The organism is Dapis purpurea BLCC-M126 (genome assembly GCF_050015975.1).
In the GTDB taxonomy this organism is placed as follows: Bacteria; Cyanobacteriota; Cyanobacteriia; order Cyanobacteriales; family Microcoleaceae; genus Trichodesmium.
In genome coordinates this window covers 1-23,590 of record NZ_JBNHER010000325.1, presented here as the reverse complement: position 1 = coordinate 23,590, position 23,590 = coordinate 1, and the positions used below count along the sequence as shown (strand labels likewise).

Below are 23,590 nucleotides of genomic sequence, written 5' to 3'. Positions count from 1 at the left end.
GTTTTAACCAGAGGTAATTATCAATTATCCATTATCAATTATCAATTAATGAAATCCTATCAAAATATTGATCTAGTTAATTAAACCAAATGACAACCCGCTTACTAATGAGATAATAGCTACTGTTATAGTAGATTTTTACTCAGATTTTCTCTTCCCTACTCCCTACTCCCTAGAATTATATTTATCTAGTTAATCAAACCAAATGGCAACCCACTCAGAAATAGCATAATCGGCACTGTAATAGCAGATTTTTCTTCAGAAATATTGGAAATTTTTTGACAACCAGTATACATAATTAAAATTGTATAACAAAGAGCAAAAATAGATAAAATAAAACTAATTATCCAATTATTTAAAAGTCCACTGAACAAAACCAGTAAACCCAGAGGTAATAGTGATGCACCTGCGATAAATAAATCTCCTGTTAAACTACCATTAGTTTTAAATATTAGTCTAGCAAAACCACTTGTAACTGTTATATTCACAAAGGGAATAATACCAATGATTATTAACAATAAAAATCCTGTATTATTAGCTTTATCTAATTGTTGTAAAATTAGGCTAATTCCTATTACAAAACAAACTTCAAATATTATCCCTAATAAAATTGCCACATTCAGCGCTTTTTTCTGTTCTAATTGAGAAAAAGCTGGTAATAACCCCCCTGTTGGATTAGGCATAAAAGTCTTTACTGTTATCCAACTATCCTGAAAAGTTCTCTGCAATATTTCTCGTATTTCTACCCAGGAAAAATCCTCTAAACTTTTAATAGCTTCTAGGGATCTTTGAGAATTAGCTCTATCTCCTTGCTCTGCAAAAAGTTGAGCAGCTTTTCTGAAATCTAATCTTGCCAGACGATGTTCTTGTAACTCTAAATAAACTAAACCACGCTGATAATAAATATGAGCAAAATTCGGATTGATTTCTAATGCTTTGGTATAGTCTTCCATACCAGCCTGAATATACCTTAATTTCATCCGACATAAACCCCGATAATAGTAAACTTCTACTAAGTATGGGTCTAAAAATAATGCCTGAGTATAATCAATATCAGCATTCCGATAATCTTGCAATTTATAACTAGCAAATCCTCTATGGTACAAAACTTCTGCCCAATCAGGATTAATTTCCAACGCTTTTGTATAATCTAGTATTGCACCTTGATAATCTCCAAGCTGACTTCTAGCAACTCCACGCTTATATAATTCCTCTGCTTCCCCTACAGTTTGGTCATATTGCGATCGCTTGAATGGGTCAGAAAGAATCTCATAGACTGAATTAATTTCTTTAAATTTTTCTGCTGCATTTATATCCCCTGAATTGACGTCAGGATGATACTGACGTGCTAGGCTATGATAGGCTTTTTTAATCTGTTCTGCTGAAGCATCTTTTGATACTCCTAAAACTTCATAATAGTTATGCTCTTTTTCCATCTAACCCCAGTTTCCCAAAGCACTGCTTTTAGGCAATTCTTACCAATCATATCATAAAATATCTCAATTTTTATGGCAAACAACATAATTATCAATAAAATCATCAATAGTTACATTCTTTTTTATATATAGTTTATCAAATTGGTGAGATAGAAAAATTTTATATTTTAGGTGAATAAGGAATAGTAAAAATACTATATTTCATTAATATGAGAACTACTATCAGTTAAAAATTTAACTTTTAGTTGGGAGTTTTTCTACTTTGAAATCGTCCTTCATAATTCCAAGAATATTTATTCACAAGTATCAACAAAAAATTCACTTAAATCTGTCTATAATAATCCATAAAATATTCTGAATTCACATATTTTTTTGAAGTGTTCAATCATGAAAAAATATAAATATAAATATAAATTAGTATCAACTCTCAATGTTAATTAAATTACCATCATCAAAATAAATCACAATTTTTATAACGTAGCCCTAGAAAATCATTGTTTACTATCAGTAATTGCATAGTTATACAAATATAAATAATAGATTATTTGTTAAGTCAATATCAAAATTACCATTCTCAAAGGAGTACTAATTTTTTAATCAAAAAATCCTGGTGATTCAGAAAATATTTATATCAATTTCATCAAATATTGTTACAGCTATATAACAGCTTAACTGATAACAAGGAGTACCTAAAAAATGTTGAATTTTGACAATTTCTGAGATAGTGCTGAATTTTAGGAAAAAATTATAGATTAATATTAAGACTTACACAGTAACTCTACCTGTTAGGGTTAATTGCAACTCACCCTATGCTAGAATAACGGTATAATATAGAATTTTGTACCTTACTTTTTTACCATTTGGCGATACTAAATTGATACTAAATTAGTACTTGTAGGAAAGGAAATAAACCTTAGAAACAAAGCCGTATTAATATGGAGTTAAGCGGACTCGAACCGCTGGCCCCCTCAATGCCATTGAGGTGCTCTACCAACTGAGCTATAACCCCGAGCCAAAGCACTAATTATATTACCTAATTTTTTTTCTTTTGTCAAGAAGTTAATCAAAAAATTTCTACAACATTTTGAGCAAATTATCTATAGCAGTCGCCATTACTATATAGGACATTATCAAGCCTCTCAAACTTAGTCCATGCTGCGAATTTAACTTCTATAGATTGTCAATCAGAAGGCTCCGATATCTAACTTCTGACTTCTGGTATATCAGGGTATCTGGCCTTGTTGAGGAACATCATACCCTGATGACCAGCTTAAAAATATGTGTAGGAATGTTGAGACATTTGAGTTAAGTGAGTCATACAAGTTCCCATAAGAAAATAAACGACCATCATTGCTCCAGCAGATATACCAACTAAAATACCTGCTAGCATTAGAGAAAATTCTCTATGATGGAATGACTCTTGCATCAAATGCAGAGCCCAAGCGACTAAAGCAACATCAAGTATTAGAATCGTGACCAACATAAGTTACGTTTTGTAACAATGTCTTTTATTCTAACAACATTTCTTAAAAATACACCTAAGTATTTTTACTTAGGAAATATAAAATAAAAGTTACAAGTAAACTTAACTCTGTCTTACAGGTACTTGATGGCCAGCCAGATAATCCTTAATTTCTGCTACACTTAGTTGACCATAATGTAGTAATGAAGCAAGTAATGCTGCTTCTGCTTTCCCCTCAGTTAAAGCCTCAAAAATATGCTGAGAGTTACCAGCACCCCCAGAAGCAATTACTGGAATTTGAACACTTTCTGCTATCTTACTCGTAAGCTCTAAGTCATAACCTGCCTGGGTTCCATCAGCATCCATACTTGTGACAAGCAGCTCTCCTGCCCCTCTTTGCTCTGCTTCTATTGCCCAGGCGATCGCATCCTTGCCAGTATTTTCTCGGCCACCTCGCACATATACATCCCATCCTAAGTTATCTGGATCTGAACGACGACGAGCATCAATAGCTACTACAATACATTGATTTCCGAAACGGTCACTGGCCTGATTAATAAAGTTAGGATTACGGACTGCTGCTGAATTTATACTTATTTTATCTGCACCTGCTCTTAATAAATTTTTAATATTTTCTAAGGATTGAATACCGCCTCCCACTGTCAGAGGAATAAAAACCTGCTCTGCAGTCCGATAAACCACATCTATTATTGTATCTCGGTCTTCGTGAGTGGCCGTAATATCTAGAAATACCAACTCATCAGCACCAGCATCATTATAGACCTGAGCTAGTTCCACAGGGTCTCCAGCATCTTGAAGATTCACAAAGTTGACACCCTTGACGACTCGGCCTGCATTAACATCAAGACAAGGTAAAATTCTTTTGGCCAGCATATAGATAAATTACTTTTAGATAGCAGAGTATATTATTGCCGATTTTAGAGTAGAGACTAATGGGGAAAACAAGTCTAGTCAGTTTTTGCAGGAGATGGTTGGGGAGGGAAAAATTAATAAATTTTAGATGTAGCGAATTTTATCTCAATCAGGTGGACTACTAGCGGGTAAAGATGGATAGCTGAGTCGCACCAGGATTTTCACTTTTGAATTTTGAATTGAGAGAGATGCCTAAGTCGAACTAGGATTTTGAATTTTGACTTATAGACTTATATTATTATAACTGTGCTCAAGCACTAATTTTAGATAAACTGTGGATTAGTTAATACCACAAGGAGAACATCGTAAATCAAAATGGAAATTGGTCAAAAAGTAAAAGTAAAAGGTATTAAACAACGGATACCTGAAAATATAGTCAATAGATTAAAGCAAAATCCTATTGGTACAATCACAGAATTCAAAATGGTAGACGGTAGTGGAGTCGGCTTCTGGGTCCAATTTGAAGAAAAAATGGGCACTTGGTTTTTTGAAGATGAAATAGAACCAGCTTCCTAACGAATACTAAAGGTAGAGCATTGGGTATGAGAGTAAATCATAAAAAAAAGTATTACTTTTAGTTTTGCTTGACTTCCAGTTTACTTCTGTCCAATGCTCAATATGTGATGATTGTTTACTAAAATCCAAAATCAGATAACATTTATCATGGCAGTCACCTTACTACTTCAATAACTGATGGTTTCCCCCAGTCAAAGGTTGTTAATTCACAACCTAAAGTGGGCTAAATTTGAGTCTGTTCTTGAAGAGTTAGGTGAGCATCGCTCTCAAGCATACCTGTTTTCAATTGATTCCTTGGGGAAATTCCAAAACCAAAAACTTATGATTTGTAAATCACTGGAAGAAGCACCTTCAATAATTTAATAATTAATAATTAATTATTACCTCTTCTTACAAACGGATAGGATTGGTTAAAAGGAATTTTTTGGTTTTTTTCTCCTTGAAAGGAGAGGCTTTAAACCTTAATTTTTCGGTAAAAAAATTCACCTTGTAGCGTTGAACAGATATGTATAATAGCATTTTAGAGTTAGAGTTAGATTTTCCATTTTCTTTTAAGCGCTTGTATAGTCATCCTGGTTTTCTTATTCCCTACGATCAGGGCGGTACTCGCAAACAAGTTGCAATTATTGGCGGAGGAATTGCGGGACTTGTTAGTGCTTATTAACTAAGTCAACTAAGCCATAAAGTTACTTTATTAGAGTCTGATTCTCGTTTGGGAGGAAGGATTAAGATTCATTATTTTAGGGACGGGACTTATGGAGAATTAGGAGCAATGCGAATTCCTGCAAGTCATGGTTGCACTTTACACTATATAGATAAGTTTAAGTTACCTAAAAAGACCTTTTATGAATTATAATCCCAAAGCTTTTTATTATCTAAGAGGAAAGAAGACTTGTTTGGATAGTTATCAAGATTGGTTTTCTGTTTACAGTTTAACCTCTGATGAAAAAAAAGATCCTGGGATAATTTACGACCAGTTATTGTCAGAATTAATCGATACTTTTTCGGAAAAAGAGAAATGGGAATTATTTGCGCCAACTTTCACCAGCAATAAGCTTAAACAGTACGATCGCCTCTCAGTTACAGACTTTTTTCGCAGTCATCTTTCCCCAGACGCTTTTGAACTCATTGGTTGTATTACTGGTATAATAGATTATGATAATATTTCTTTATTAAATGGTTTGATTGATTTCTTTGCTTGGCATTAAGTTGAGCAATACGAACTCATAGGAGGAATGATGACTTTTAGTTAAGGCTTTGGTTAAAAGAATATCACGAACAATCCAGACTGAAGCTAAAGTAACAAATATAGCAATGACAGATCAAGGAGTTAGAGTTGTCTGGAATAAGTTAGATAAGCAAGAAACAGCAGAATTTGATTATGTTATCTTTGCTGTTCCTGCTACTGCTCTTGCTCAAATTAATTTTGACCCTATTTTACCCAACAAACAGCAAGAAGCTATTAACAATTTGGGTTATTGTAGTGCTAGTAAAACTCTATTACACTGTAAAGCTCGTCCTTGGGAATTTGTAGAAAATATTTATGGTGGCGAAAGTTTTACAGAGGGGATGTTCGCGCACCCGATGTTTCTTTTATGTTAGCTGAACGTCTACCTTGCACAACAGAAGATTACGCGGAGTTAGTTCCTGATTTAATGTTTGAAGTTAAATCTAAAACAGATAGTTTAACTAAATTACGTCAGAAGATACAGGAGTTTTTGGAATTGGGAACTAAACTTGGAGTGTTAGTCGATCCAAGAACTTGCACGATGGAAGCGCATTGCCTTGATGCTGATAAGATTGTCCTGAAGGATGGGGATGTCCTGCAAGTACCAGAATTGCTTCCAGGTTTGGAATTGCCTGTTGTTGAGGTGTGGGCACCTGAGTTTGATTGAGAAGACTGTTTATTCTTATCAAAAATTAGATTAAGTTTGATGGTGTATCCAAAATCATATATATAACATTCACTATGGCTGTTACTCTCCTACTCAGAAACTTACCGTTCCCCCAGGGCAAAAACTTTTAATTCATAACCTAGAGTGGGCTGAATTTGAATCCATTCTTGAAGAACTAGGGTAACATCGCTCTACCCGCATTGCTTATAGCCATAGAACCTTAGAAATCAGAATGCCTACGCCAGAACACGAAGTCGATAAAGAACTACTCGGTGATTTAGTGAAAATTTTGCTTGATGATTTAGAAGTCAACTGTCAGTGCTTTGGTTCCACTACCTTCAAGCGAGAAAATATGGACAGTGGCATTGATCGGGTTCAATGCTTTTACATTCAAAATTGCGATCAAATGCGAGGCAAGCGACGCGTCAATATTAACCTCAATTCACCACCAAGGTATGAGCCATTGAAGTGAATGTTACTTCTAAGACTCAACTAGATGTCTATGCAAAATTAGGAGTTCCTGAACTCTGGCGCTATGAGAATAATCAACTCAGAATTGACCTCTTCCAAGCAGGTGAGTACCAGCAAGTTAGCACCAGTCCAACGTTTCCTACATTACTGATTCGAGATTTGGTAGCAGAAGTTTTAGCTCAAAGCAGTGAGATTTGGAGGAGTCCTGCTTTACGAGCTTTTCGCCAAAGACTAAAGCAACTGCTCTAATCAATATCGTAACTTATGAGGCGTATTAACCTCCAGTGGGAATAATACTAATTGCTACAAACGGTTGCTTAGAAACCTGTTGACGAATATTAATATCCAGTAATGATTACCAAACAAGATTTCTGTCTGTATCGATAAAGCTTGATTCAAAAGTGAGAGTATCACCTTCAACTTTTGTGAAAATTAAGCGAATGGGAACGCCTGGTAAGGGAAGGTTGCCAATTTCTTGGGAAATTTTTCTCCAAATCCGCTGTTGTGGATGACATTGAATTTCAAAATCTTTGGTATATACTTGGGACATCAAGTAAATATATCAATATTTAAGTTCAGATAGTTTATACCATAAAATATCATTCTCAAAGTAAACTAAATAATTACAAAATGTAAGTGTTCCTTGATTCTAAACTTTTGATAGATAAATAATGACCAAAAAATAAGGTCAATGGCCTACCCTTGGATAAGGGACAAAAAAAGAAACTTCAGTATTTCAAGCATAAGGCTTAAGCCGGAGGTACTGTTAACTGATAACTGATAACTGATAACTGATAACTGAAATGACCATTACTTATACATTTTTGGGTAAAGGTGGCACTGGTAAAACAACTATTGCATTTGCCACTGCCAAACGATACGCTAGCCAAGGTAAAAAAGTTCTATTTGTAGGACAAGAACCTGCTTCAACATTATCTTTAATATTAGGTGCTAGTATTGGTCCTGAACCTACAGAAATAGACTCGAATCTCAAAGCAGTCAATATTCAGGCAGCAAGTTTACTAGAAAGCGGTTGGGAAGAACTGAAAAAACTAGAAGCTGAATATATCCGTACACCATTCTTTAAAAAGGTATATGGTCAAGAACTGGGAGTATTACCAGGAGTAGAAGGAATTCTGACCATTAATGTTATGCGGGGATATAGTGCTAGTGGGGAATATGACGTAATTATTTACGATGGCACGGGAGATAAAGAGACTTTAAGACTTTTGGGGTCTGCGGAAATTATGAGTTGGTATATTCGTCGCTTCCGTCAAGTTATTCTCGACTCAGACCTCTACAAAGCTATTTCTCCATTTGTTCAACCTATTAGTAGTGCTATTCTGAATGTTGATTGGACAGGGGATAATTTTTCTCAACCGACTGAAAAAATTAATGAACTGTTAGATAATGCCAAAGCTACTATAGCTGACCCAAATAGGGTAGCAGCATATCTAGTTACGACAAATGATAAGGCAGCGATCGCCACAGCAAGATATTTATGGGGAAGTGCCCAACAAGTTAGTCTAACTGTAGGGGGAGTAATTCTGAATCAAGCAGACTTAGTAGATAATATTACTGCTGAATCTTCACCAATTACTGCTGAATTTGCACCATTATCCGTAACTCCTATTCCCCGTCGTTCTACTGAAGACTGGAAACCTCTAATGGATGCTCTGCCAGATTTTAGTCAAGCAGTAAAGGCTCCTAAGCCTATGATTATAGATATTGAAAAAAGTCAAGTAAGTTTATTTTTGCCTAGTTTTGATAAAAAACAAATTGGACTTACTCAATATGGGCCAGAGGTAACGATTGAAGCGGGAGACCAGAGAAGAAATATTTTCCTTCCTCCACCTCTAAGTGGAAAACCTGTGACTGGCGCAAAATTCCAAAATGATTATTTGATTATTTCATTTTGATAGGGAGTAGGGAGTAGGGAGTAGGGAGGAAGAAAAAAGATTGATTTTTGACCAAAGTAAAAAATTTATCGCAATTTTCAGAGATATTAATCACACAAGTAATTTAGCTTGGGTTTGGAGACCTAACCATTACCATAAAAGATTAGAAGCCATACCAGAAAACGGGTTTATAAACTAAAATTTGCAATATCAAGCATTAAATTAGGGTAATAAACCCACTTTATTCTTTAGGATCTGTAAGTTCTATAAAAGTTACTTTTACTAATCAAAATAATCTAAGTTCATAAGCAAACCCTAATTACACATCTTATTGACTCTCTGTTCCCTTTTCCCTTTTTCAACTAGGAAATTTATTTTGTACAACTACTTAATTAAAAATGACTAATCAAGAACAAAAAGAAGTTGAAAATAGCACTGCTAAAACCAGACAACTATTAGGAATGAAAGGTGCTGCAAGCGGAGAAACTAATATTTGGAAAATCCGCCTGCAATTAATGAAACCCATAACCTGGATTCCTTTAATATGGGGGGTAGTTTGTGGAGCTGCATCTTCAGGAAATTATAGTTGGAATCTAGAAAATTTCTTGATTTCTGCTGCTTGTATGTTATTGGCAGGACCTTTGATGGCTGGTTATACACAAACTTTAAATGATTTTTATGACCGGGAAATAGATGCTATTAATGAACCTTATCGGCCAATTCCTTCTGGTGTAATTTCTATTCCTCAAGTTGTGACTCAAATTGTTTTTTTGTTATTAGCAGGAGTTGGTTTATCCTATCTACTAGATTTGTCTGTTGGTCACGAATTTCCCATTATTACAGTACTTTGTTTATTTGGTGCATTTATAGCTTATATTTATTCAGCACCACCACTGAAGTTAAAACAAAATGGTTGGTTAGGAAATTATGCTTTAGGTTCTAGTTATATTGCTTTACCTTGGTGGACTGGTCATGCCTTATTTGGAGAGTTAAATTTAACTATTGTAATTCTGACTCTATTTTATAGTTTTGCTGGATTAGGAATTGCAGTAGTTAATGATTTTAAGAGTGTGGAGGGAGATGAAAAGTTGGGTTTAAAGTCACTTCCAGTTATGTTTGGCATTGGTACTGCTGCTTGGATATGTGTATTAATGATTGATATTTTTCAAGCTGGAGTTGCAGCTTATTTAATTAGCATTCAGGAAAATTTGTATGCTGTTATTTTGTTGTTGATGGTAATTCCTCAGATTACTTTTCAGGATATGTATTTTCTCAGAAACCCTCTAGAAAATGATGTGAAATATCAAGCAAGCGCTCAACCTTTTTTAGTATTAGGTATGTTAATTACAGGTTTAGCTTTAGGTCATGCTGGAGTTTAATTCAGTTATTAGTTATTAAGAAGGAAGAAGGCTAAAAATTTTAATGTAGAAATGTTGTATGCAACATTTCTACTTCTTTCTTGTCTTCATTTTTAACGGACAGAATAAACTAGATTTCATAGAATGACAAAAAGGGTGTATCTCAATTTTGAAAAAAGCCAAAAATTTATTGGTTGTAGGGAACAGGGAATAGAAAAAAAGTATTTTTGCAAATACTGAGATGCACCCGACAAAAAAAGTCGATTTTAAGTATAGCAATTCCTATGCTGGTGAGGTACAAAATTCTAGGTTTTAGGGAACACTTAACTGGGAATAGAAAAGAAATTAAAGATAGGTGTACCTCATAAGCTTGAGAAACGCTATATTAGAAGATGTTAATAATTAATAATGGATAATTATTGCTTTGCTGATTAAATATCAAAGCATTGACAGATAAGAAATAGTTTTCATTATCAATTATCCATTAAATCTGGTGAGGTACAAAATTTGTTTGTTTTAGTAGTGGCGATTCGCGAATCGCCACTACAGGTTGTTTATGACTTAATCTTTTGCCTAAGTCCTGAACTTAAGAAATAGAGAGTATAAAATAAGAAGAGCAACTGTACCTTAATTAGGTTGAGACATGATGAAATCTAATACAATTGACAAAATTCCGACTCAGGTTAAGCCAGAAGAATCAGATGAAAAAGTAGAATCACAGAATTTATATCTGCGCTTATTTAGTTATGGTTTGCCACATAAAAACCCTTTTTTAGTAGGCATATTATTAACAATCTTGGCTTCATTTATTACTTTTTTTGTTCCTCAAATTAATCGGTATGTTATTGATGTAATTATTCCTGAAAAACAATTTAATATGTTGCCTTGGGTAGCAGGACTTATCCTATTGATGAGTTTTGTGGGAGGTGTACTGTCTTTTTTGCAATTGTATGCGATAAAAATCTTTGGAGAAAACACAGTTAAAAGTATTCGCGTAAAGTTATATCAACATCTTCAATTCTTATCTATTAGTTATTTTGAAAATCAACGTACTGGGGAATTAATATTAAGATTGGGAAGGGATGTAGAAATTGTCGGGCAATTACTTAATTCTAATTTAATCGCGATTTTAATTGATAGCTTTGCTTTTGTTGTTGTTTTTATTTATTTTTTAATCAGCAATTGGCTTTTAGCAGTAGCGATCGCTCTGACTTGGCCGTTGATTATTTATCTTTTACAATTTACTCAGAAAAGACTGAAAAAAATCTTTCAAGAAACTAATCGAGCAAGGGAGATAATTAGTAATCATTTACAAGACACTATATCAAATATTACAATTATCAAATCTTTTGGTAATGAACAATATGAAATTGACCGATTTACTGAATTTAGTCATAATTATATGGAGAAAAACCTTGAGGCAACTCGGTTTTTATCTATATCTACACCTATCATTAATACTCTGAATCAATTAGGTAATGTAATTACTTTAGTTTTTGGTGCTTGGGGAGTAATGTCTGGTCGTTTGACTATTGGGGAATTAACAGCTCTTTTGGCTTATGTTACCCTTCTGAATAAACCAATTAATCGCTTTAATGGATTAATGAGTATGGTTCAAAAAGCGGGAGTATCTGCTCAAAGTATTTTTTCAGTTTTAGATACTAAATTAGAAGTTAGTGACAAGGAAGATGCGATTAATTTAACTTCTGTTCAAGGTAATATTAAGTTTGAAGAAGTAGGATTTAGTTATCAAGATAATGAGTTAGTTATTGACAATTTTAACTTAGATATTAAACCAGGAATGTCTGTTGCTTTGGTGGGGTCTTCTGGTGCTGGAAAAAGCACTATTGCTAAACTCGCAGCACGTTTTTATGACCCGAAAAATGGGCGAATTTTACTTGATGATCAGGATTTAAGAGATGTGAGTTTAAGTTCATTGCGATCGCATATTGGTATTGTTCCTCAAGAAACTTTATTGCTCTACGGTACGGTACGAGATAATATTATTTATGGTAAGTTAGATGCAACAGATGAAGAGATTATAGCAGCGGCAAAAGCAGCGAATGCTCACGACTTTATTATGAATTTTCCTGATGGTTATAACTCTATTATTGGAGAGCAAGGAGTTAAATTATCAGGAGGACAAAGACAAAGAATAGCGATCGCCAGGGTGTTGTTAAAAAATCCTCAAATTGTTATTTTAGATGAAGCAACTTCAGCTTTAGACTCTGAGTCAGAAAAATTGATTCAAGAGTCTGTGAAACAACTTTTTCAAGGACGTACTAGCATAGTTATTGCTCATAGGTTGTCAACTATTTATCATGTCGATTTAATAGTGGTTCTCGAAAAAGGTAAAATAGTAGAAATGGGAACTCATGCAGAGTTAATTGCTCAAGAAGGAAGGTATGCTTATCTCTATCAATTACAATTTTCTCAACTTGCTTTGGAAGAGGGAAAGTTATAAATTCAAAAGTCAAAATTCAAAAGTTAAAAGTAATCTCTGACAACTGATAACTGAAAGAATGGAGGTATTTTTATCTATATCAATTACAATTTTCTCAACCTTACTGTAGAAAATTCAAAATTCAAAAGTTAAAATTCAAAAGTTAAAATTAATCTCTGACAACTGATAAGAGAATAGTGTTTTCTTGATGAAATGTTTTTAGATAAATCCCTGTTTTACTTGGATTAATAATTCCTTGTTTTAGTTGCTTCTTGCTGATAGCTTGTTTTGTATAAACTACAATATTTTTTCCTCTTATTTTATTTTTATATCCAGGAAGACGAGGACGAGATTTAAACTTTGATGGGTTCTTTTTATAAACATCGTTCGCTGCTAAAAAGCTTTTCCAGTTTCTATCTAGTATCATCAATATTTGTTGAGATAGTTTAGCTGGCATTGCTTGATAGTCTACTTGGGTAGAGAGTATTTTTTGTAGGTCATAGTAGGATAAATTTTTATTTTCAAATATCCAAGACTGACGAACTAAATAATTAGCATAGTTATAGAGATTTTTCGACAAGAAACACAGTCGGTCAATTTCAGCATAAAACCGATGTGTTGGTTGAATAATATGTCTCTCAACTAACCTCATAAATCAAGGGGTAAAAATTACGATTAGGCTCTCTTGAGTTCAGAATTTTTATGATTATTGAGTCGGCAATTCTGAGCCAATTTCATTGTACCATTAAACTTCTGGTCGAGAGTTATTAAATTTTGTCAAATATTTACTATCTCTTTTGTACAAACAAACCAATATATTTGACATTATTTGACATTATTTATGTACAACGTTTACTATACTAGCAGATAGGAGTGCTTCTCAACAGGCCAAATATATCTCAAGGCGCTAAAGCGCAACTACAAACAAAGACTTTTTGATAGCCTCCTTATACAAACATAATATTTTTTATAAGTATCTAATATAGCAATCCTGAATAGATATGTTGTCACATTTTATCGTAGGGGTTTGGTTGCTAAATCCCTTTTTAGCTTGGGGTTGGAGACCAAACCCCTACAGTTTTTTTTCACACAATCATTTAGAAGATGATAAAATTCTAGCTTCAGTAGTACTATAAACCTATTATATTGTAGTGGGTTGGAGACCAAGCCCCTACAATGCTACTAAATTTGATATAACTAATAAAATCTTAATACTAACAAAACAAATATAAGAGGAAAAAAGTGGTAGATAAAGAACAGAAAAATATTAAAGAAATATTCTCAGAAACAGAAGCCGATATTATCAGAAAATCTAAGTATATAGAGTCTCAAGATAGGAGAAAGAAAAATAATTTCAACCCAGTCTCAAATATGTTGAGTAAAAAATCTCAAGCTCCTCTACAAGCACCAAAATTTGATGACATAAACAAACAGAAAAAAAAAGCTAATGCTACCGAAAAAAAGAACAGTAAAAATACTATCAATATAAATATAAAAGGAATTTTATTTAATCGGAAGCTATGGTTAGGATTAGGTTTGCTTGGAATTAGTAGTATTGTTATTTATGGTGGTTGGCAGTGGCGAAAATTAAACCAAAGTTTACCAGAAATTTCTGATATTTCCTCCTATAGTAGAGACGGTACTTTAACGATAAAAGCTGCCGATGGTAAAATTATCCAACAAACTGGGCCTGCTACTAGAGAAAAAATTAAATTAGAAGATATTCCTACTCCTTTAGTTCAAGCTTTTATTGCTATTGAAGACAGACGCTTTTATGAACATAAAGGAGTTGATTATCGGGGAGTTATTAGAGCATTTATATTTAATATAATTGCTAGAGATGTAATTCAAGGGGGTAGCACTATTACCCAACAGTTAGCGCGGATGGTTTTCCTGGATATGGAACAAACTATTTGGCGTAAACTCCGAGAAGCAATGCTAGCTTGGAAGATGGAAAAAGAGTTATCTAAAGAAGAAATTCTGGAACTATACTTAAATATAGTTTATCTGGGTTCTGGTGCTTATGGTGTAGCTGATGCTGCTTGGGTTTACTTTAGCAAACCAGTATCAAGTCTAACTTTAGCAGAAATGGCAACTTTGGCAGGTTTGCCTCCTGCACCCAGTCAATATTCACCCTTAGTTAGTCCAGAAGCAGCTAAAGATCGCCGAAATATAGTATTAACAGAAATGCAAGAAGCAGGTTTGATTTCTGACGAGCGGGCAAAAACAGCGATCGCGAAACTAATAGAAGTAGAACCTAGTGCCCCGAAACGTCTTATAGTTGAAGCTCCATATTTTGGTAACTATATTCAGAAAGAGTTACCTAAATATGTTTCCCCAGAAGTTTTGGCAAGAGGTGGTTTGACAGTGGAAACTACTCTGGATAGAAGTTGGCAAGAAACAGGAGAAAAGATAATTCAAGAAGCTGTTGATATTGATGGTTATCGCCAAAGATTCGATCAGGCAGCATTAGTCGCTATTGATACTACTACTGGAGAAGTTAAGGCATTAGTCGGAGGTCGAGATTTTGCCGAGAGTGAATTTAACCGAGCTATTCAGGCGCAACGTCAACCAGGTTCGACTTTTAAAAGTTTTGTGTATGCTGCTGCGGTTGCTGCTGGTTTTCCTCCCACTGATGGTTATCGAGACTTACCGTTGACGGTGGATGGTTATAAACCGAAAAATTATGGTAAAAAATATGCTGGTTGGCGATCGATGATTGATTCTTTGGCATATTCTGTCAATGTCGTAGCAGTGCAGGTATTGATGGATGTGGGGTTTGAACCTGTGATTAAGTTAGCTAAGGATATGGGGATTAAATCTGAGGTTAAAGCTACATATTCTATGGCGTTGGGTACTTGGGAGGTAAATTTATTAGAGTTGACAAATGCTTATGCGACTTTTGCTGCACAGGGTAAGTATATTCCTGCTCATGGAATCAAAAAAATAATTAATCAAAATGGTGAAGTTATATATGACGCTAATTTTAAACCAAAACAAGTGTTAGATAAAGATACTGCAGCAATTGTTACCTGGATGTTGGAGAATGTGGTGAAATATGGTAGCGGCGCGAATGCTTATTTGTACGATCGCCCTGTGGCAGGTAAGACAGGTACTACTGAAGAAGCGCGAGATTTGTGGTTTATTGGTTATATTCCCCAGGTGGCAACCGGAATTTGGTTAGGGAATGATGATAATAAACCTACTTGGGGTAGGAGTAGTACAGCAGCATATAATTGGCAACTGTTTATGAGGGAGGTAGTTGAGGATATGCCTGTTAAAGATTTTCCTAAAAAGCCTAGTTTTTACGATCGCAAACCTACTATTGAACCTAAACCGGTGGAACCAAAATGGATTAGATATGGGAATATTGGTTCTGATGGTAGAGAGTTAGAAAGAAGAAATTATTATAGAGATTATTATGATAGTAATTATTAGAATTGAGAATTTAAAATGTAGAATTTAGAATTATTAATTTTTTTAAGTAGTCGTAGAAAATAAATTTTTTAGTTGAGATAAAGAACAGGGAGTAGGAAAAATAATTGATAATTTATGGATAAGATTGGAGATTTATAATAGAATGTGTAATTGATTTTGCTTATGAACTTATTTCAATTCTAAATTCTGAATTCTGCACTTATAGCAGATTCCAGGTTAATGTGGTAAAACTGACGAAATGAAGATTTTTTGCCTATTCCCTATTCCCTAATTAATATGTTTGATTGTATCATAGTTGGCTCCGGCCCCGCAGGAGCAAGTGCGGCATATCATCTAGCAAAATATGGACGTTCTGTATTAGTTTTAGAAAAAGAAATTTTACCTCGATACAAACCCTGTGGAGGTGGAGTTTCTCCTATTGTTCAAGAATGGTTTGATTTTGATTTCTCACCTGCTATTTCTCTGAAAATTAATTCCATTCGTTATACTTGGAAAAAAGGCGATTTAGTAGAAGTAAAACTACAAAACCAACAACCTATTTGGATGGTACGCCGAGAAATTTTTGATTATTTTATCGTTAAGCAAGCGCAAAAACAGGGAGCAGAAATTAGAGATAAAACTCCAGTTATCGGCATAGAATTTAAGAACAATAATTGGCAAGTTTATACAAATAATGAATCGTTTACTTGTCGTTATTTAATTGCTGCTGATGGTGCTAAAGGTTCAATGGCAAAATGGTTAGGATTTAAGAATCGTAAACGCTTTGCTGGTGGAGCGATGGAAATAGAAGTACCAGTTAAAAATCAGCAAATTGAGAGTGCTTATTTTGAATTTGGGATGTTAAATAATGGCTATGTTTGGAACTTTCCTAAAGCTGATGGATACTCAATAGGGGTCGGTACATTTTGGCGAAAACACGGTCAAAATTTTGGAGCTTTATTAACAGAATATGCCACTCTGTTTGAGGTAGATATTCAAAATGTTCAGAAGTTTGGTCATCCTTTATGTTTATGGAATGGGACTCAAAAATTACATACTCAAAATGCTGTTTTAGCAGGAGAAGCAGCTTGTATTGTTGACCCTTTTACTGCGGAAGGAATTCGTCCTTCTATATTTACAGGTATTAAAGCAGCAACAGCAATTCATAATTCTCTAAGTGGAGATTTATTTGCTTTGGAAAAATACACTCAAATAATTAATGAAGAATGGGGGAAAGATATGGTCTGGGCACAACGTTTAGCTCAAGGATTTTCTCGTTTTTCAAATATTGGTTATCAAGTAGGTGTAAAGCGACCTCGTGCTACTACTATTATGACGAAAATTTTGTCTGGGGAATTGCGTTATTCTGATGTAGTGAGTTCTGCTTTACGAAAACTTTGGCAAAGGTAAAAATAATGGATAATGGATAATTGATAATTGATAATTACCTCTCTTGCTTATGTTATATCAAATCCGGTTGATTAGACATAAAAAAATTCTCCAATCGTCATAACTACTACCTTTAAAATGTGGGTAAAGAGCGAGTCAATGAAGACCTCTCCCCCAACCCCTCTCCTGCAAGGAGAGGGGGGAGGTTTTACTCACAATTTTAGTCTGGACGCGCTACTACGCTCATCTTTGTAATTCTCTCTCCTGCTGACTCCTGACTCCTGACTCCTCTTGACTTAACCAATCTATGGTTGTTTAATTTGATATTAAATAAAGAGCAAGTTGAGTTTCTACAAATATCTATTTGACATGACTATAATCTCTATTTCCAGTTTTATTTATACCTCTTAATTTTGTCTTCCTACCTGTTAAACTTTCTAATTTTTTCCGAACTTCAGCAGAGGTCATTTGATTTAAAGGTATATCTTTTTGATTAGCTATAGCAGCAGCTACTCCTATTGCTTGCCCTTGATAAATACTCATAGTTTGAATTCGTGAAACTGCTACAGCAATTCCTAAATATCCAGAAGCTCGCCCTACAACTGCTAAATTATTCACATTTTTAGCTAAAGCACTTTCAATACCAAAGTTGTATCTAGGTAGAGGCAAATAGTTGATACCTAAATCTTTAACACCACCTCGAAAATCAAATTCATAGGAAAAAGTACCAATAGAATTTTCTGCTGAAGTGCCACCTTTAATAATTTCTTTTCCTGTCAATGGATCAACAACATCAGTAATATTTAAACTATGTCTAATATAAACTTCTGAGGGGATAACTACTTTGACATCTTTCCTAGAAATTTTCTTCAACCAAGCCTCAAGTTCCTTCATTTCTGTAATCATTTCCTGAGTTGGTTTAAAGTCATTTAGTTCTATTTCCCTGACTCTTTTGCTGTCATATTTAAACAAAAATCCATTCAAAGATAATGAACGTTTACCTAAACGACAAATATTTAATTTATCAAATAAAAATCTTGATGAAAAACCTAGATTAAATGAATGTTTTCGATGAAGATGATAAGCTCCAGCTAAGGCAATACTTCGATTTATATAGCCGTCTTGATATGTTTTAATTATTGGCAATCTAAACTGAGCCAGGGTAAATTTAGCATATAGAGGAGTTTGTTCAGATTGAATTTTATTCTTAATTTTTGCCATTAGTTGGCGATTATAAAGTATTTTTGATTCCAATTTTTGGAAATCGTAAATACTTAAACCAGTCACAGTCGGAACAATAGAAGTTGCGATAGTTTCATTCTGTAATTTCTGGTTTTGTGATGCAAATCCTAAAGAATAGGATAAACCTGCTTTTCTTGCTAATTCTGCATCTTGAGTCGTGTCTATAAATGCAGAGGCTTTGACTCTAATATTTGTGTCATTTATCTGCACAAATTTAATTTTTTTATTTTCTACATAAGGAGTAATAGAAGCATTAGAAATAACGATAATTCCTGCTGCTTCTAACATTTCTTTCATGGCTTTAGCTGCAAGTTCTGGAGTAACACAAGCTTCAACAACTTTTGCCTTTTTCAAAAAGTTACGAAAGCATTGAGAATAAGGTTGATTTTGCCAACCAGGAGTTTTATCATAGTCGAGATAAGCTAGACCACCTCTTGTTAATAAACCACCTAAAGGTTGACGGTCATAATTGGAACGTATTAATACGACTTTGCCTGTAGTTCCTAATGTTTTTTTTGCCCAAATAGCAGCACATATTCCTTGAAGTTCATCTCCATAAATTACAATGTCAAAGTTTTTATAAGTTGGTAATGGTGGTAATGGTGGTTTAGAGGGTGAGGGGGAAGGAGTAGGAATATTAACTGAATTATTTGGGGGATTTTTGGGTGTTGTATTTTGCCAAAATGTAGAGATAAAATTCTTACTAACTTTAGGTAAATGTTGAGCAGCGCTTAATGGAATTAGTGATAAAAATGCTGTGATTAAAATTAATCTTTTTGGGTAATCAGAAGGCATATATTTTTGAGATAATTCAACGGAAGTTAAAAGTCAAAAGTAAGATTTTACAGGATCAAAAGTTTGGAACTATTTCTGACATCTCTCAAATGAATTGGTATAAGGTCAACTATCTTACTATACTAGGTTTTGATGCGAATTATTACAACATTTTAGGTGTGTCACATCAGTAATGCCGTGTCAAGCTTGAAAATGTGGGTTAAAAAACCTAACCCCCCAACCCCCTTCCCTGCAAGGGAAGGGGGAGTATTTCTCCCCTCTCCTTGCAGGAGAGGGGTTGGGGGAGAGGTCTTCTAGGTTGCTTGCTCTAACCTACATTTTTAGGTATTTCATCCCACTACGATAATGAACTGGCGCTAAAGCGCAACTACAAACAGGCAAAAGTTTTAATAACTATAATTAAAAATAACTAACACATAATAGGTTGAATAATTATGATTGAATTGTTAATTGCTTGGGGAGGGAGTGAAGCAGTTAAATTTATTGCTCAGGAAGTTATTGGAGAATTAGCTAAGGGTACTGCTGAAGACTATGTTAAAGACTTTTTTAAAGAATGTATTTCTGATGCTATTGGTGGGATAAAAAATGGAAAACCTTTACAAAAAGCTACTGCACAAGCAATTAAATATTTTTTAGATTTAGGAAAACAAGAATTAGAAAATGCTGAATTGAGTGAAAGTGAGTTAAAAGAATATTCTAAATTTTTCAAACAGTTTATTAAAAATCGGTCGGTATTAGAGGTTTTGGTTAGTGCTTTCGATAATAATCTCAAACTTTTAGATACTAATAAATTGGCTACTACCTGGAACAAAATTAATCCACCTTTACCAGATGATTTTGACTGGGAATTTCTTGCCAAGCAATATCAGAGAAATGTTAAAAATATTATCCGGCAGTCTGATGAATTACGGGCAATATTAGATTCTGAGAATCTGGAGAAACTGCCAAATAAAAATCCTGAAATTCAACCAGATTTTGATTTTAAAAGATATCAAGAAGGAATTATAGAACAATATGGAAATCTCAAATTAGAAAGTTTAGATACCAGTGGTTATGCTTATAATCAATTAAAATTATGGCGAATGTTTATTCCTCAAAATGTGCGGGAGTCTCAAGAATTTATGCCTCAAGTACATGAAATTCCTAAAGAATATCGGCAGCGGTTAAAAGAGACTGGACAGTTTGGAGAAGATTTTTCTCAAGAACAATTGGATAGTCTGCGCCAGAGATATTTAGATCGGCCTATTCGCTCGGTTTTGGAATTAGTTGAAGATAGAAATAATCAATATTTAGTCATTTTGGGCGACCCCGGTTCTGGTAAGTCTACTTTATTACAATATATCGCTTTAAAATGGGCAGAATTACCTCTGAAAGATTTGCCGTTACAGCCAATTCCTCTATTAATTGAACTACGGACTTATGTGCGGAATCATGATGGGAATAAGTGCAATAATTTTCTAGATTTTCTGGAAAAAGGCAGTGGAGTTACTTGTCATTTACCTCAAAAAGAACTCCATGAAAAATTACAAAATGGCAATGCTATTGTGATGTTTGATGGGTTGGATGAAGTTTTTGAACCTGTAAAACGAGATGATGTAATAACTGCAATTCATGGATTTACAAATGTCTATAAAAAGGTGCGGGTTATTGTTACTTCACGGGTAATTGGTTATAAGCCACAAAAACTCCGAGATGCTCAATTTGATCATTTTATGTTGCAGGATTTGCAAGAGGAACAAGTAGAGAATTTTATTCAACGTTGGCATAATTTTACTTATCAAGATGAGACGGAAAGAGAGAGGAAAAGGAAACGATTGAAACAGGCGATCAAGGATTCTTCAGCTATTAATGAATTATCGGGCAATCCTCTTTTATTAACTATGATGGCTATTCTAAATCGAAATCAAGAATTGCCGAGAGATAGAGCCGGACTTTATAATCAAGCTTCGCGAGTTTTATTACATCAATGGGATATGGAAAGAGCATTAATTGATGCGAAGATTGACCCGATAACTATTGACTACAAAGATAAGCAGGCAATTTTGCGTGAGGTGGCTTTTTTTATGCAGGGGAATACTGCGGGTTTAGCTGGTAATTTGATTCTGGGAGAAGATTTAGAAAAAATTATTCAGGAATATCTAAAAAGTGTAGATATTAATGATGCCAGAACTGTGGCTAGGGCGTTGATGGAACAGTTGCGGAGTCGGAATTTTATTTTGTGTTTTGTTGGGGCTGAATATTATGCTTTTGTGCATCGAACTTTTTTAGAATATTTCTGTGCTAGGGAGTTTGTTTGGCAGTTTGAAAAAGAACAGAAAATTGATAAAGATGAATTGATTAAGGAAGTTGTTGGGAACCATTGGCAAGATGAAACATGGCATGAAGTTTTGCGGTTAATTGCTGGGATGATAGATGCAAGGTTTGTGGGAGAAGTTATTAGTTATTTGATGGAGCAAGATGGGGAAGCAGAAGAGTTTAAGAATTTATTTTTGGCGGGCAAGTGTTTATTTGAAGTTAGGAGTCGTCAGGGTATTGGTGATGTGGGGAATCGGTTATTGAAAAGGTTAAAAGATTTGGCTGAGTATGACCGTGGTTATTATTACAAATCTTATAATATTAGCTATGAAGAAATTTATCAGAAAAATGCAGCCTTGGTTCGTAAAATTCGCGCTCAAGCTGTGGCAGTGGTGGCTGCAACTTGGAGGGATGATCCTTTCACCTATACTTGGCTCAAACAATTGTTAGTATCTAGTGGTAATTGGGTTATCCGACGGGAAGCAGTACGACAAATTGCTACTTTAGACAAAGAAAAACCAGAAATTTTAGAATTACTCAAGCAACGGGTAGTGTCTGATAGTGGTTGGGATGTACGACGGGAAGCAGTGCTACAAATTGCTTCTTTGGGCAAAGGCAAACCAGAAACTTTAGAGTTACTCAAACAATGGGTAGAGTCTGGTAATAGTTCGAGTGTGCGAGTTGAAGCGCTACGACAAATAGCTACTGCTTGGAAACATAAACCAGAAACTTTAGAGTTACTTAAACAATGGGTAGAGTCTGGTAATAGTTCGAGTGTGCGAGTTGAAGCACTACGACAAATAGCTACTGCTTGGAAACATAAACCAGAAACTTTAGAGTTACTTAAACAATGGGTAGAGTCTGGTAATAGTTCGAGTGTGCGAGTTGAAGCACTACGACAAATAGCTACTGGTTGGAAACATGAACCAGAAACTTTGGAGTTACTCAAACAATGGGTAGAGTCTGATAAGAATTGGGATGTGCGAGTTGAAGCAGTGCTACAAATAGCTACTGGTTGGAAACATGAGCCGGAAATTTTAGATTCACTCAAACAATGGGTAGAATCTAGTAATAGTTCAAGTGTCGGACTTGAAGTAGTGCTACAAATAGCTACTGATTGGAAAGATGAACCGGGAATTTTTGAGTTACTCAAACAAAAAGTAGAGTCTGATGATGATTCGGATGTGCGAGTTGAAGCAGTGCGACAAGTAGCTACTGATTGGAAAGATGAACCAGGAATTTTAGAATTACTCAAACAATGGGCAGAGTCTGACGACAGTTCGCGTGTGCAGCGGGAAGCGGTACGACAAATAGCTACTGGTTGGAAACATGAACCGGGAATTTTTGAGTTACTCAAACAATGGGTAGAGTCTGATGAGAATTGCGATGTGCGAGCTGAAGCAGTACGACAAATAGCTACTGATTGGAAACATGAACCGGGAATTTTAGAATTAGTTAAACAAAGGGTAGTGTCTGATGACTATTGGGCTGTGCGACGTGAAGCACTCCGACAAATAACTAATTGGAAAGATGAACCGGGAATTTTAGAATTACTCAAACAAAGGGTAGTGTCTGATGAGAGCTGGAATGTGCGAGTTGCAGCGGTGCAACAAATAGCTACTGGTTGGAAACATGAACCGGGAATTTTTGAATTACTCAAACAAAGGGTAGTGTCTGATGAGAGTTGGTATGTGCGACTTGAAGCGGTGCAACAAATAGCTACTGGTTGGAAACATGAACCGGGAATTTTTGAATTGTTTTACTACACTGCCGTCAATGATCCCTTTCAACGTGGAAGTAAGTATCAAGAAAACCCTCGACAAATTGCACTAGAAGCAATGATCGAAGACTATCCAGACCATCCCCAAACCCTCCCACTATTACAAGACAGAGTAGAAAATGACCCAGACGAACAACTGCAGGAGTGGGCAAAAAAGAAATTGCAGCGATTAGAAAATAGGAATCTTCATTAGAAGCTGTTTGTAAACTTATAAAAACCTCTCTCCAAACCTCTCTCGGAGCAGGAGAGAGGCTTTGAAA

The 23,590-nt window shown here is 34.8% G+C and carries 20 protein-coding genes and 1 tRNA gene; 14 read left to right on the top strand and 7 right to left on the bottom strand.

Features of this window, described 5'->3' with window-relative positions; genetic code table 11:
- Positions 1–188: 188 nt before the first annotated feature.
- The 4 genes from ACP6PL_RS29815 to hisF form a co-directional block, all read right to left on the bottom strand.
- Positions 189–1,436 carry a J domain-containing protein gene (locus ACP6PL_RS29815; protein WP_426548989.1) on the bottom strand — a complete coding sequence of 416 codons (1,248 nt, stop codon included), beginning with the start codon at positions 1,434–1,436 and terminating at the stop codon, positions 189–191.
- Positions 1,437–2,372: 936 nt separating this feature from the next.
- A tRNA-Ala gene (locus tag ACP6PL_RS29810) sits at positions 2,373–2,445 on the bottom strand.
- A gap of 261 nt (positions 2,446–2,706) precedes the next feature.
- Positions 2,707–2,919 carry a hypothetical protein gene (locus tag ACP6PL_RS29805; RefSeq protein ID WP_426548988.1) on the bottom strand — a complete coding sequence of 71 codons (213 nt, stop codon included), beginning with the start codon at positions 2,917–2,919 and terminating at the stop codon, positions 2,707–2,709.
- 102 nt (positions 2,920–3,021) lie between these two features.
- On the bottom strand, positions 3,022–3,792 hold the full coding sequence (hisF, locus tag ACP6PL_RS29800; protein ID WP_426548987.1) for an imidazole glycerol phosphate synthase subunit HisF: 771 nt from the start codon (positions 3,790–3,792) through the stop codon (positions 3,022–3,024).
- Between the two features lie 354 nt (positions 3,793–4,146).
- Between hisF and petP the strand changes: the two genes are divergently transcribed.
- From petP to ACP6PL_RS29760, 8 genes are all read left to right on the top strand, one after another.
- Positions 4,147–4,347 (top strand): cytochrome b6f subunit PetP, encoded by a 201-nt coding sequence (petP, locus tag ACP6PL_RS29795; RefSeq protein ID WP_426548986.1) that lies wholly within the window; start codon positions 4,147–4,149, stop codon positions 4,345–4,347.
- 505 nt (positions 4,348–4,852) lie between these two features.
- Entirely contained in the window at positions 4,853–5,011 is a 159-nt protein-coding gene (locus ACP6PL_RS29790) for a hypothetical protein (RefSeq protein WP_426548985.1), read from the top strand.
- A gap of 48 nt (positions 5,012–5,059) precedes the next feature.
- Complete coding sequence (locus ACP6PL_RS29785) at positions 5,060–5,203, top strand: FAD-dependent oxidoreductase (protein ID WP_426548984.1); 144 nt, start codon at positions 5,060–5,062, stop codon at positions 5,201–5,203.
- Positions 5,193–5,555, top strand: coding sequence for a hypothetical protein (locus ACP6PL_RS29780; RefSeq protein WP_426548983.1), 363 nt, complete (start codon positions 5,193–5,195; stop codon positions 5,553–5,555). The genes ACP6PL_RS29785 and ACP6PL_RS29780 overlap by 11 nt, the downstream gene beginning before the upstream one ends.
- 49 nt (positions 5,556–5,604) lie before the next feature.
- On the top strand, positions 5,605–5,949 hold the full coding sequence (locus ACP6PL_RS29775; protein ID WP_426548982.1) for a flavin monoamine oxidase family protein: 345 nt from the start codon (positions 5,605–5,607) through the stop codon (positions 5,947–5,949).
- Positions 5,943–6,242: a Uma2 family endonuclease gene (locus ACP6PL_RS29770; RefSeq protein WP_426548981.1), complete on the top strand. Its 300-nt coding sequence runs from the start codon at positions 5,943–5,945 to the stop codon at positions 6,240–6,242. Before ACP6PL_RS29775 ends, ACP6PL_RS29770 begins: the two co-directional genes overlap by 7 nt.
- A 232-nt stretch (positions 6,243–6,474) precedes the next feature.
- Entirely contained in the window at positions 6,475–6,714 is a 240-nt protein-coding gene (locus tag ACP6PL_RS29765; RefSeq protein ID WP_426548980.1) for a hypothetical protein, read from the top strand.
- Positions 6,711–6,962 (top strand): PDDEXK family nuclease, encoded by a 252-nt coding sequence (locus ACP6PL_RS29760; protein ID WP_426548979.1) that lies wholly within the window; start codon positions 6,711–6,713, stop codon positions 6,960–6,962. The genes ACP6PL_RS29765 and ACP6PL_RS29760 overlap by 4 nt, the downstream gene beginning before the upstream one ends.
- A 106-nt stretch (positions 6,963–7,068) precedes the next feature.
- Here the strand turns inward: ACP6PL_RS29760 and ACP6PL_RS29755 are convergent, their stop codons facing one another.
- Positions 7,069–7,263: a hypothetical protein gene (locus ACP6PL_RS29755; RefSeq protein WP_426548978.1), complete on the bottom strand. Its 195-nt coding sequence runs from the start codon at positions 7,261–7,263 to the stop codon at positions 7,069–7,071.
- Between the two features lie 253 nt (positions 7,264–7,516).
- On the opposite strand from ACP6PL_RS29755, the gene ACP6PL_RS29750 reads away from it, so the two are divergent.
- The 3 genes from ACP6PL_RS29750 (at position 7,517) to ACP6PL_RS29740 (ending at position 12,433) form a co-directional block, all read left to right on the top strand.
- Positions 7,517–8,632, top strand: coding sequence for a Get3/ArsA fold putative tail anchor-mediating ATPase NosAFP (locus ACP6PL_RS29750; protein ID WP_426548977.1), 1,116 nt, complete (start codon positions 7,517–7,519; stop codon positions 8,630–8,632).
- Between the two features lie 377 nt (positions 8,633–9,009).
- On the top strand, positions 9,010–9,990 hold the full coding sequence (chlG, locus tag ACP6PL_RS29745; RefSeq protein WP_426548976.1) for a chlorophyll synthase ChlG: 981 nt from the start codon (positions 9,010–9,012) through the stop codon (positions 9,988–9,990).
- 622 nt (positions 9,991–10,612) lie between these two features.
- On the top strand, positions 10,613–12,433 hold the full coding sequence (locus ACP6PL_RS29740) for an ABC transporter ATP-binding protein (RefSeq protein ID WP_426548975.1): 1,821 nt from the start codon (positions 10,613–10,615) through the stop codon (positions 12,431–12,433).
- A 148-nt stretch (positions 12,434–12,581) separates the two neighbouring features.
- Here ACP6PL_RS29740 and ACP6PL_RS29735 read toward each other — a convergent pair whose 3' ends face one another.
- A complete protein-coding gene (locus tag ACP6PL_RS29735; RefSeq protein WP_426548974.1) occupies positions 12,582–13,064 on the bottom strand; it encodes a transposase in 483 nt (160 codons plus the stop codon).
- A gap of 590 nt (positions 13,065–13,654) precedes the next feature.
- Between ACP6PL_RS29735 and ACP6PL_RS29730 the strand changes: the two genes are divergently transcribed.
- Both ACP6PL_RS29730 and ACP6PL_RS29725 read left to right on the top strand, forming a co-directional pair.
- Complete coding sequence (locus ACP6PL_RS29730) at positions 13,655–15,850, top strand: transglycosylase domain-containing protein (RefSeq protein ID WP_426548973.1); 2,196 nt, start codon at positions 13,655–13,657, stop codon at positions 15,848–15,850.
- Between the two features lie 276 nt (positions 15,851–16,126).
- Entirely contained in the window at positions 16,127–17,239 is a 1,113-nt protein-coding gene (locus tag ACP6PL_RS29725; protein WP_426548972.1) for a geranylgeranyl reductase family protein, read from the top strand.
- A 339-nt stretch (positions 17,240–17,578) separates the two neighbouring features.
- On the opposite strand, the gene ACP6PL_RS29720 is transcribed toward ACP6PL_RS29725, so the two are convergent.
- The gene (locus ACP6PL_RS29720) at positions 17,579–19,255 is read right to left on the bottom strand and encodes an FAD-dependent oxidoreductase (RefSeq protein ID WP_426548971.1); all 1,677 of its coding nucleotides are present in this window, start codon (positions 19,253–19,255) and stop codon (positions 17,579–17,581) included.
- A 434-nt stretch (positions 19,256–19,689) separates the two neighbouring features.
- Between ACP6PL_RS29720 and ACP6PL_RS29715 the strand changes: the two genes are divergently transcribed.
- The gene (locus tag ACP6PL_RS29715; protein WP_426548970.1) at positions 19,690–23,523 is read left to right on the top strand and encodes a HEAT repeat domain-containing protein; all 3,834 of its coding nucleotides are present in this window, start codon (positions 19,690–19,692) and stop codon (positions 23,521–23,523) included.
- The last annotated feature ends 67 nt before the right edge of the window (positions 23,524–23,590 follow it).

Bases quoted from the DNA above. Each gene is read 5' to 3' on its own strand.
- ACP6PL_RS29805 (WP_426548988.1), bottom strand. From the start codon at position 2,919: ATGTTGGTCACGATTCTAATACTTGATGTTGCTTTAGTCGCTTGGGCT.
- hisF (WP_426548987.1), bottom strand. From the start codon at position 3,792: ATGCTGGCCAAAAGAATTTTACCTTGTCTTGATGTTAATGCAGGCCGA.
- ACP6PL_RS29770 (WP_426548981.1), top strand. From the start codon at position 5,943: ATGTTAGCTGAACGTCTACCTTGCACAACAGAAGATTACGCGGAGTTA.
- ACP6PL_RS29815 (WP_426548989.1), bottom strand. From the start codon at position 1,436: ATGGAAAAAGAGCATAACTATTATGAAGTTTTAGGAGTATCAAAAGAT.
- ACP6PL_RS29740 (WP_426548975.1), top strand. From the start codon at position 10,613: ATGATGAAATCTAATACAATTGACAAAATTCCGACTCAGGTTAAGCCA.
- ACP6PL_RS29780 (WP_426548983.1), top strand. From the start codon at position 5,193: ATGAATTATAATCCCAAAGCTTTTTATTATCTAAGAGGAAAGAAGACT.
- ACP6PL_RS29750 (WP_426548977.1), top strand. From the start codon at position 7,517: ATGACCATTACTTATACATTTTTGGGTAAAGGTGGCACTGGTAAAACA.
- ACP6PL_RS29725 (WP_426548972.1), top strand. From the start codon at position 16,127: ATGTTTGATTGTATCATAGTTGGCTCCGGCCCCGCAGGAGCAAGTGCG.
- ACP6PL_RS29715 (WP_426548970.1), top strand. From the start codon at position 19,690: ATGATTGAATTGTTAATTGCTTGGGGAGGGAGTGAAGCAGTTAAATTT.
- petP (WP_426548986.1), top strand. From the start codon at position 4,147: ATGGAAATTGGTCAAAAAGTAAAAGTAAAAGGTATTAAACAACGGATA.
- ACP6PL_RS29720 (WP_426548971.1), bottom strand. From the start codon at position 19,255: ATGCCTTCTGATTACCCAAAAAGATTAATTTTAATCACAGCATTTTTA.
- ACP6PL_RS29790 (WP_426548985.1), top strand. From the start codon at position 4,853: ATGTATAATAGCATTTTAGAGTTAGAGTTAGATTTTCCATTTTCTTTT.
- ACP6PL_RS29765 (WP_426548980.1), top strand. From the start codon at position 6,475: ATGCCTACGCCAGAACACGAAGTCGATAAAGAACTACTCGGTGATTTA.
- ACP6PL_RS29735 (WP_426548974.1), bottom strand. From the start codon at position 13,064: ATGAGGTTAGTTGAGAGACATATTATTCAACCAACACATCGGTTTTAT.
- chlG (WP_426548976.1), top strand. From the start codon at position 9,010: ATGACTAATCAAGAACAAAAAGAAGTTGAAAATAGCACTGCTAAAACC.
- ACP6PL_RS29755 (WP_426548978.1), bottom strand. From the start codon at position 7,263: ATGTCCCAAGTATATACCAAAGATTTTGAAATTCAATGTCATCCACAA.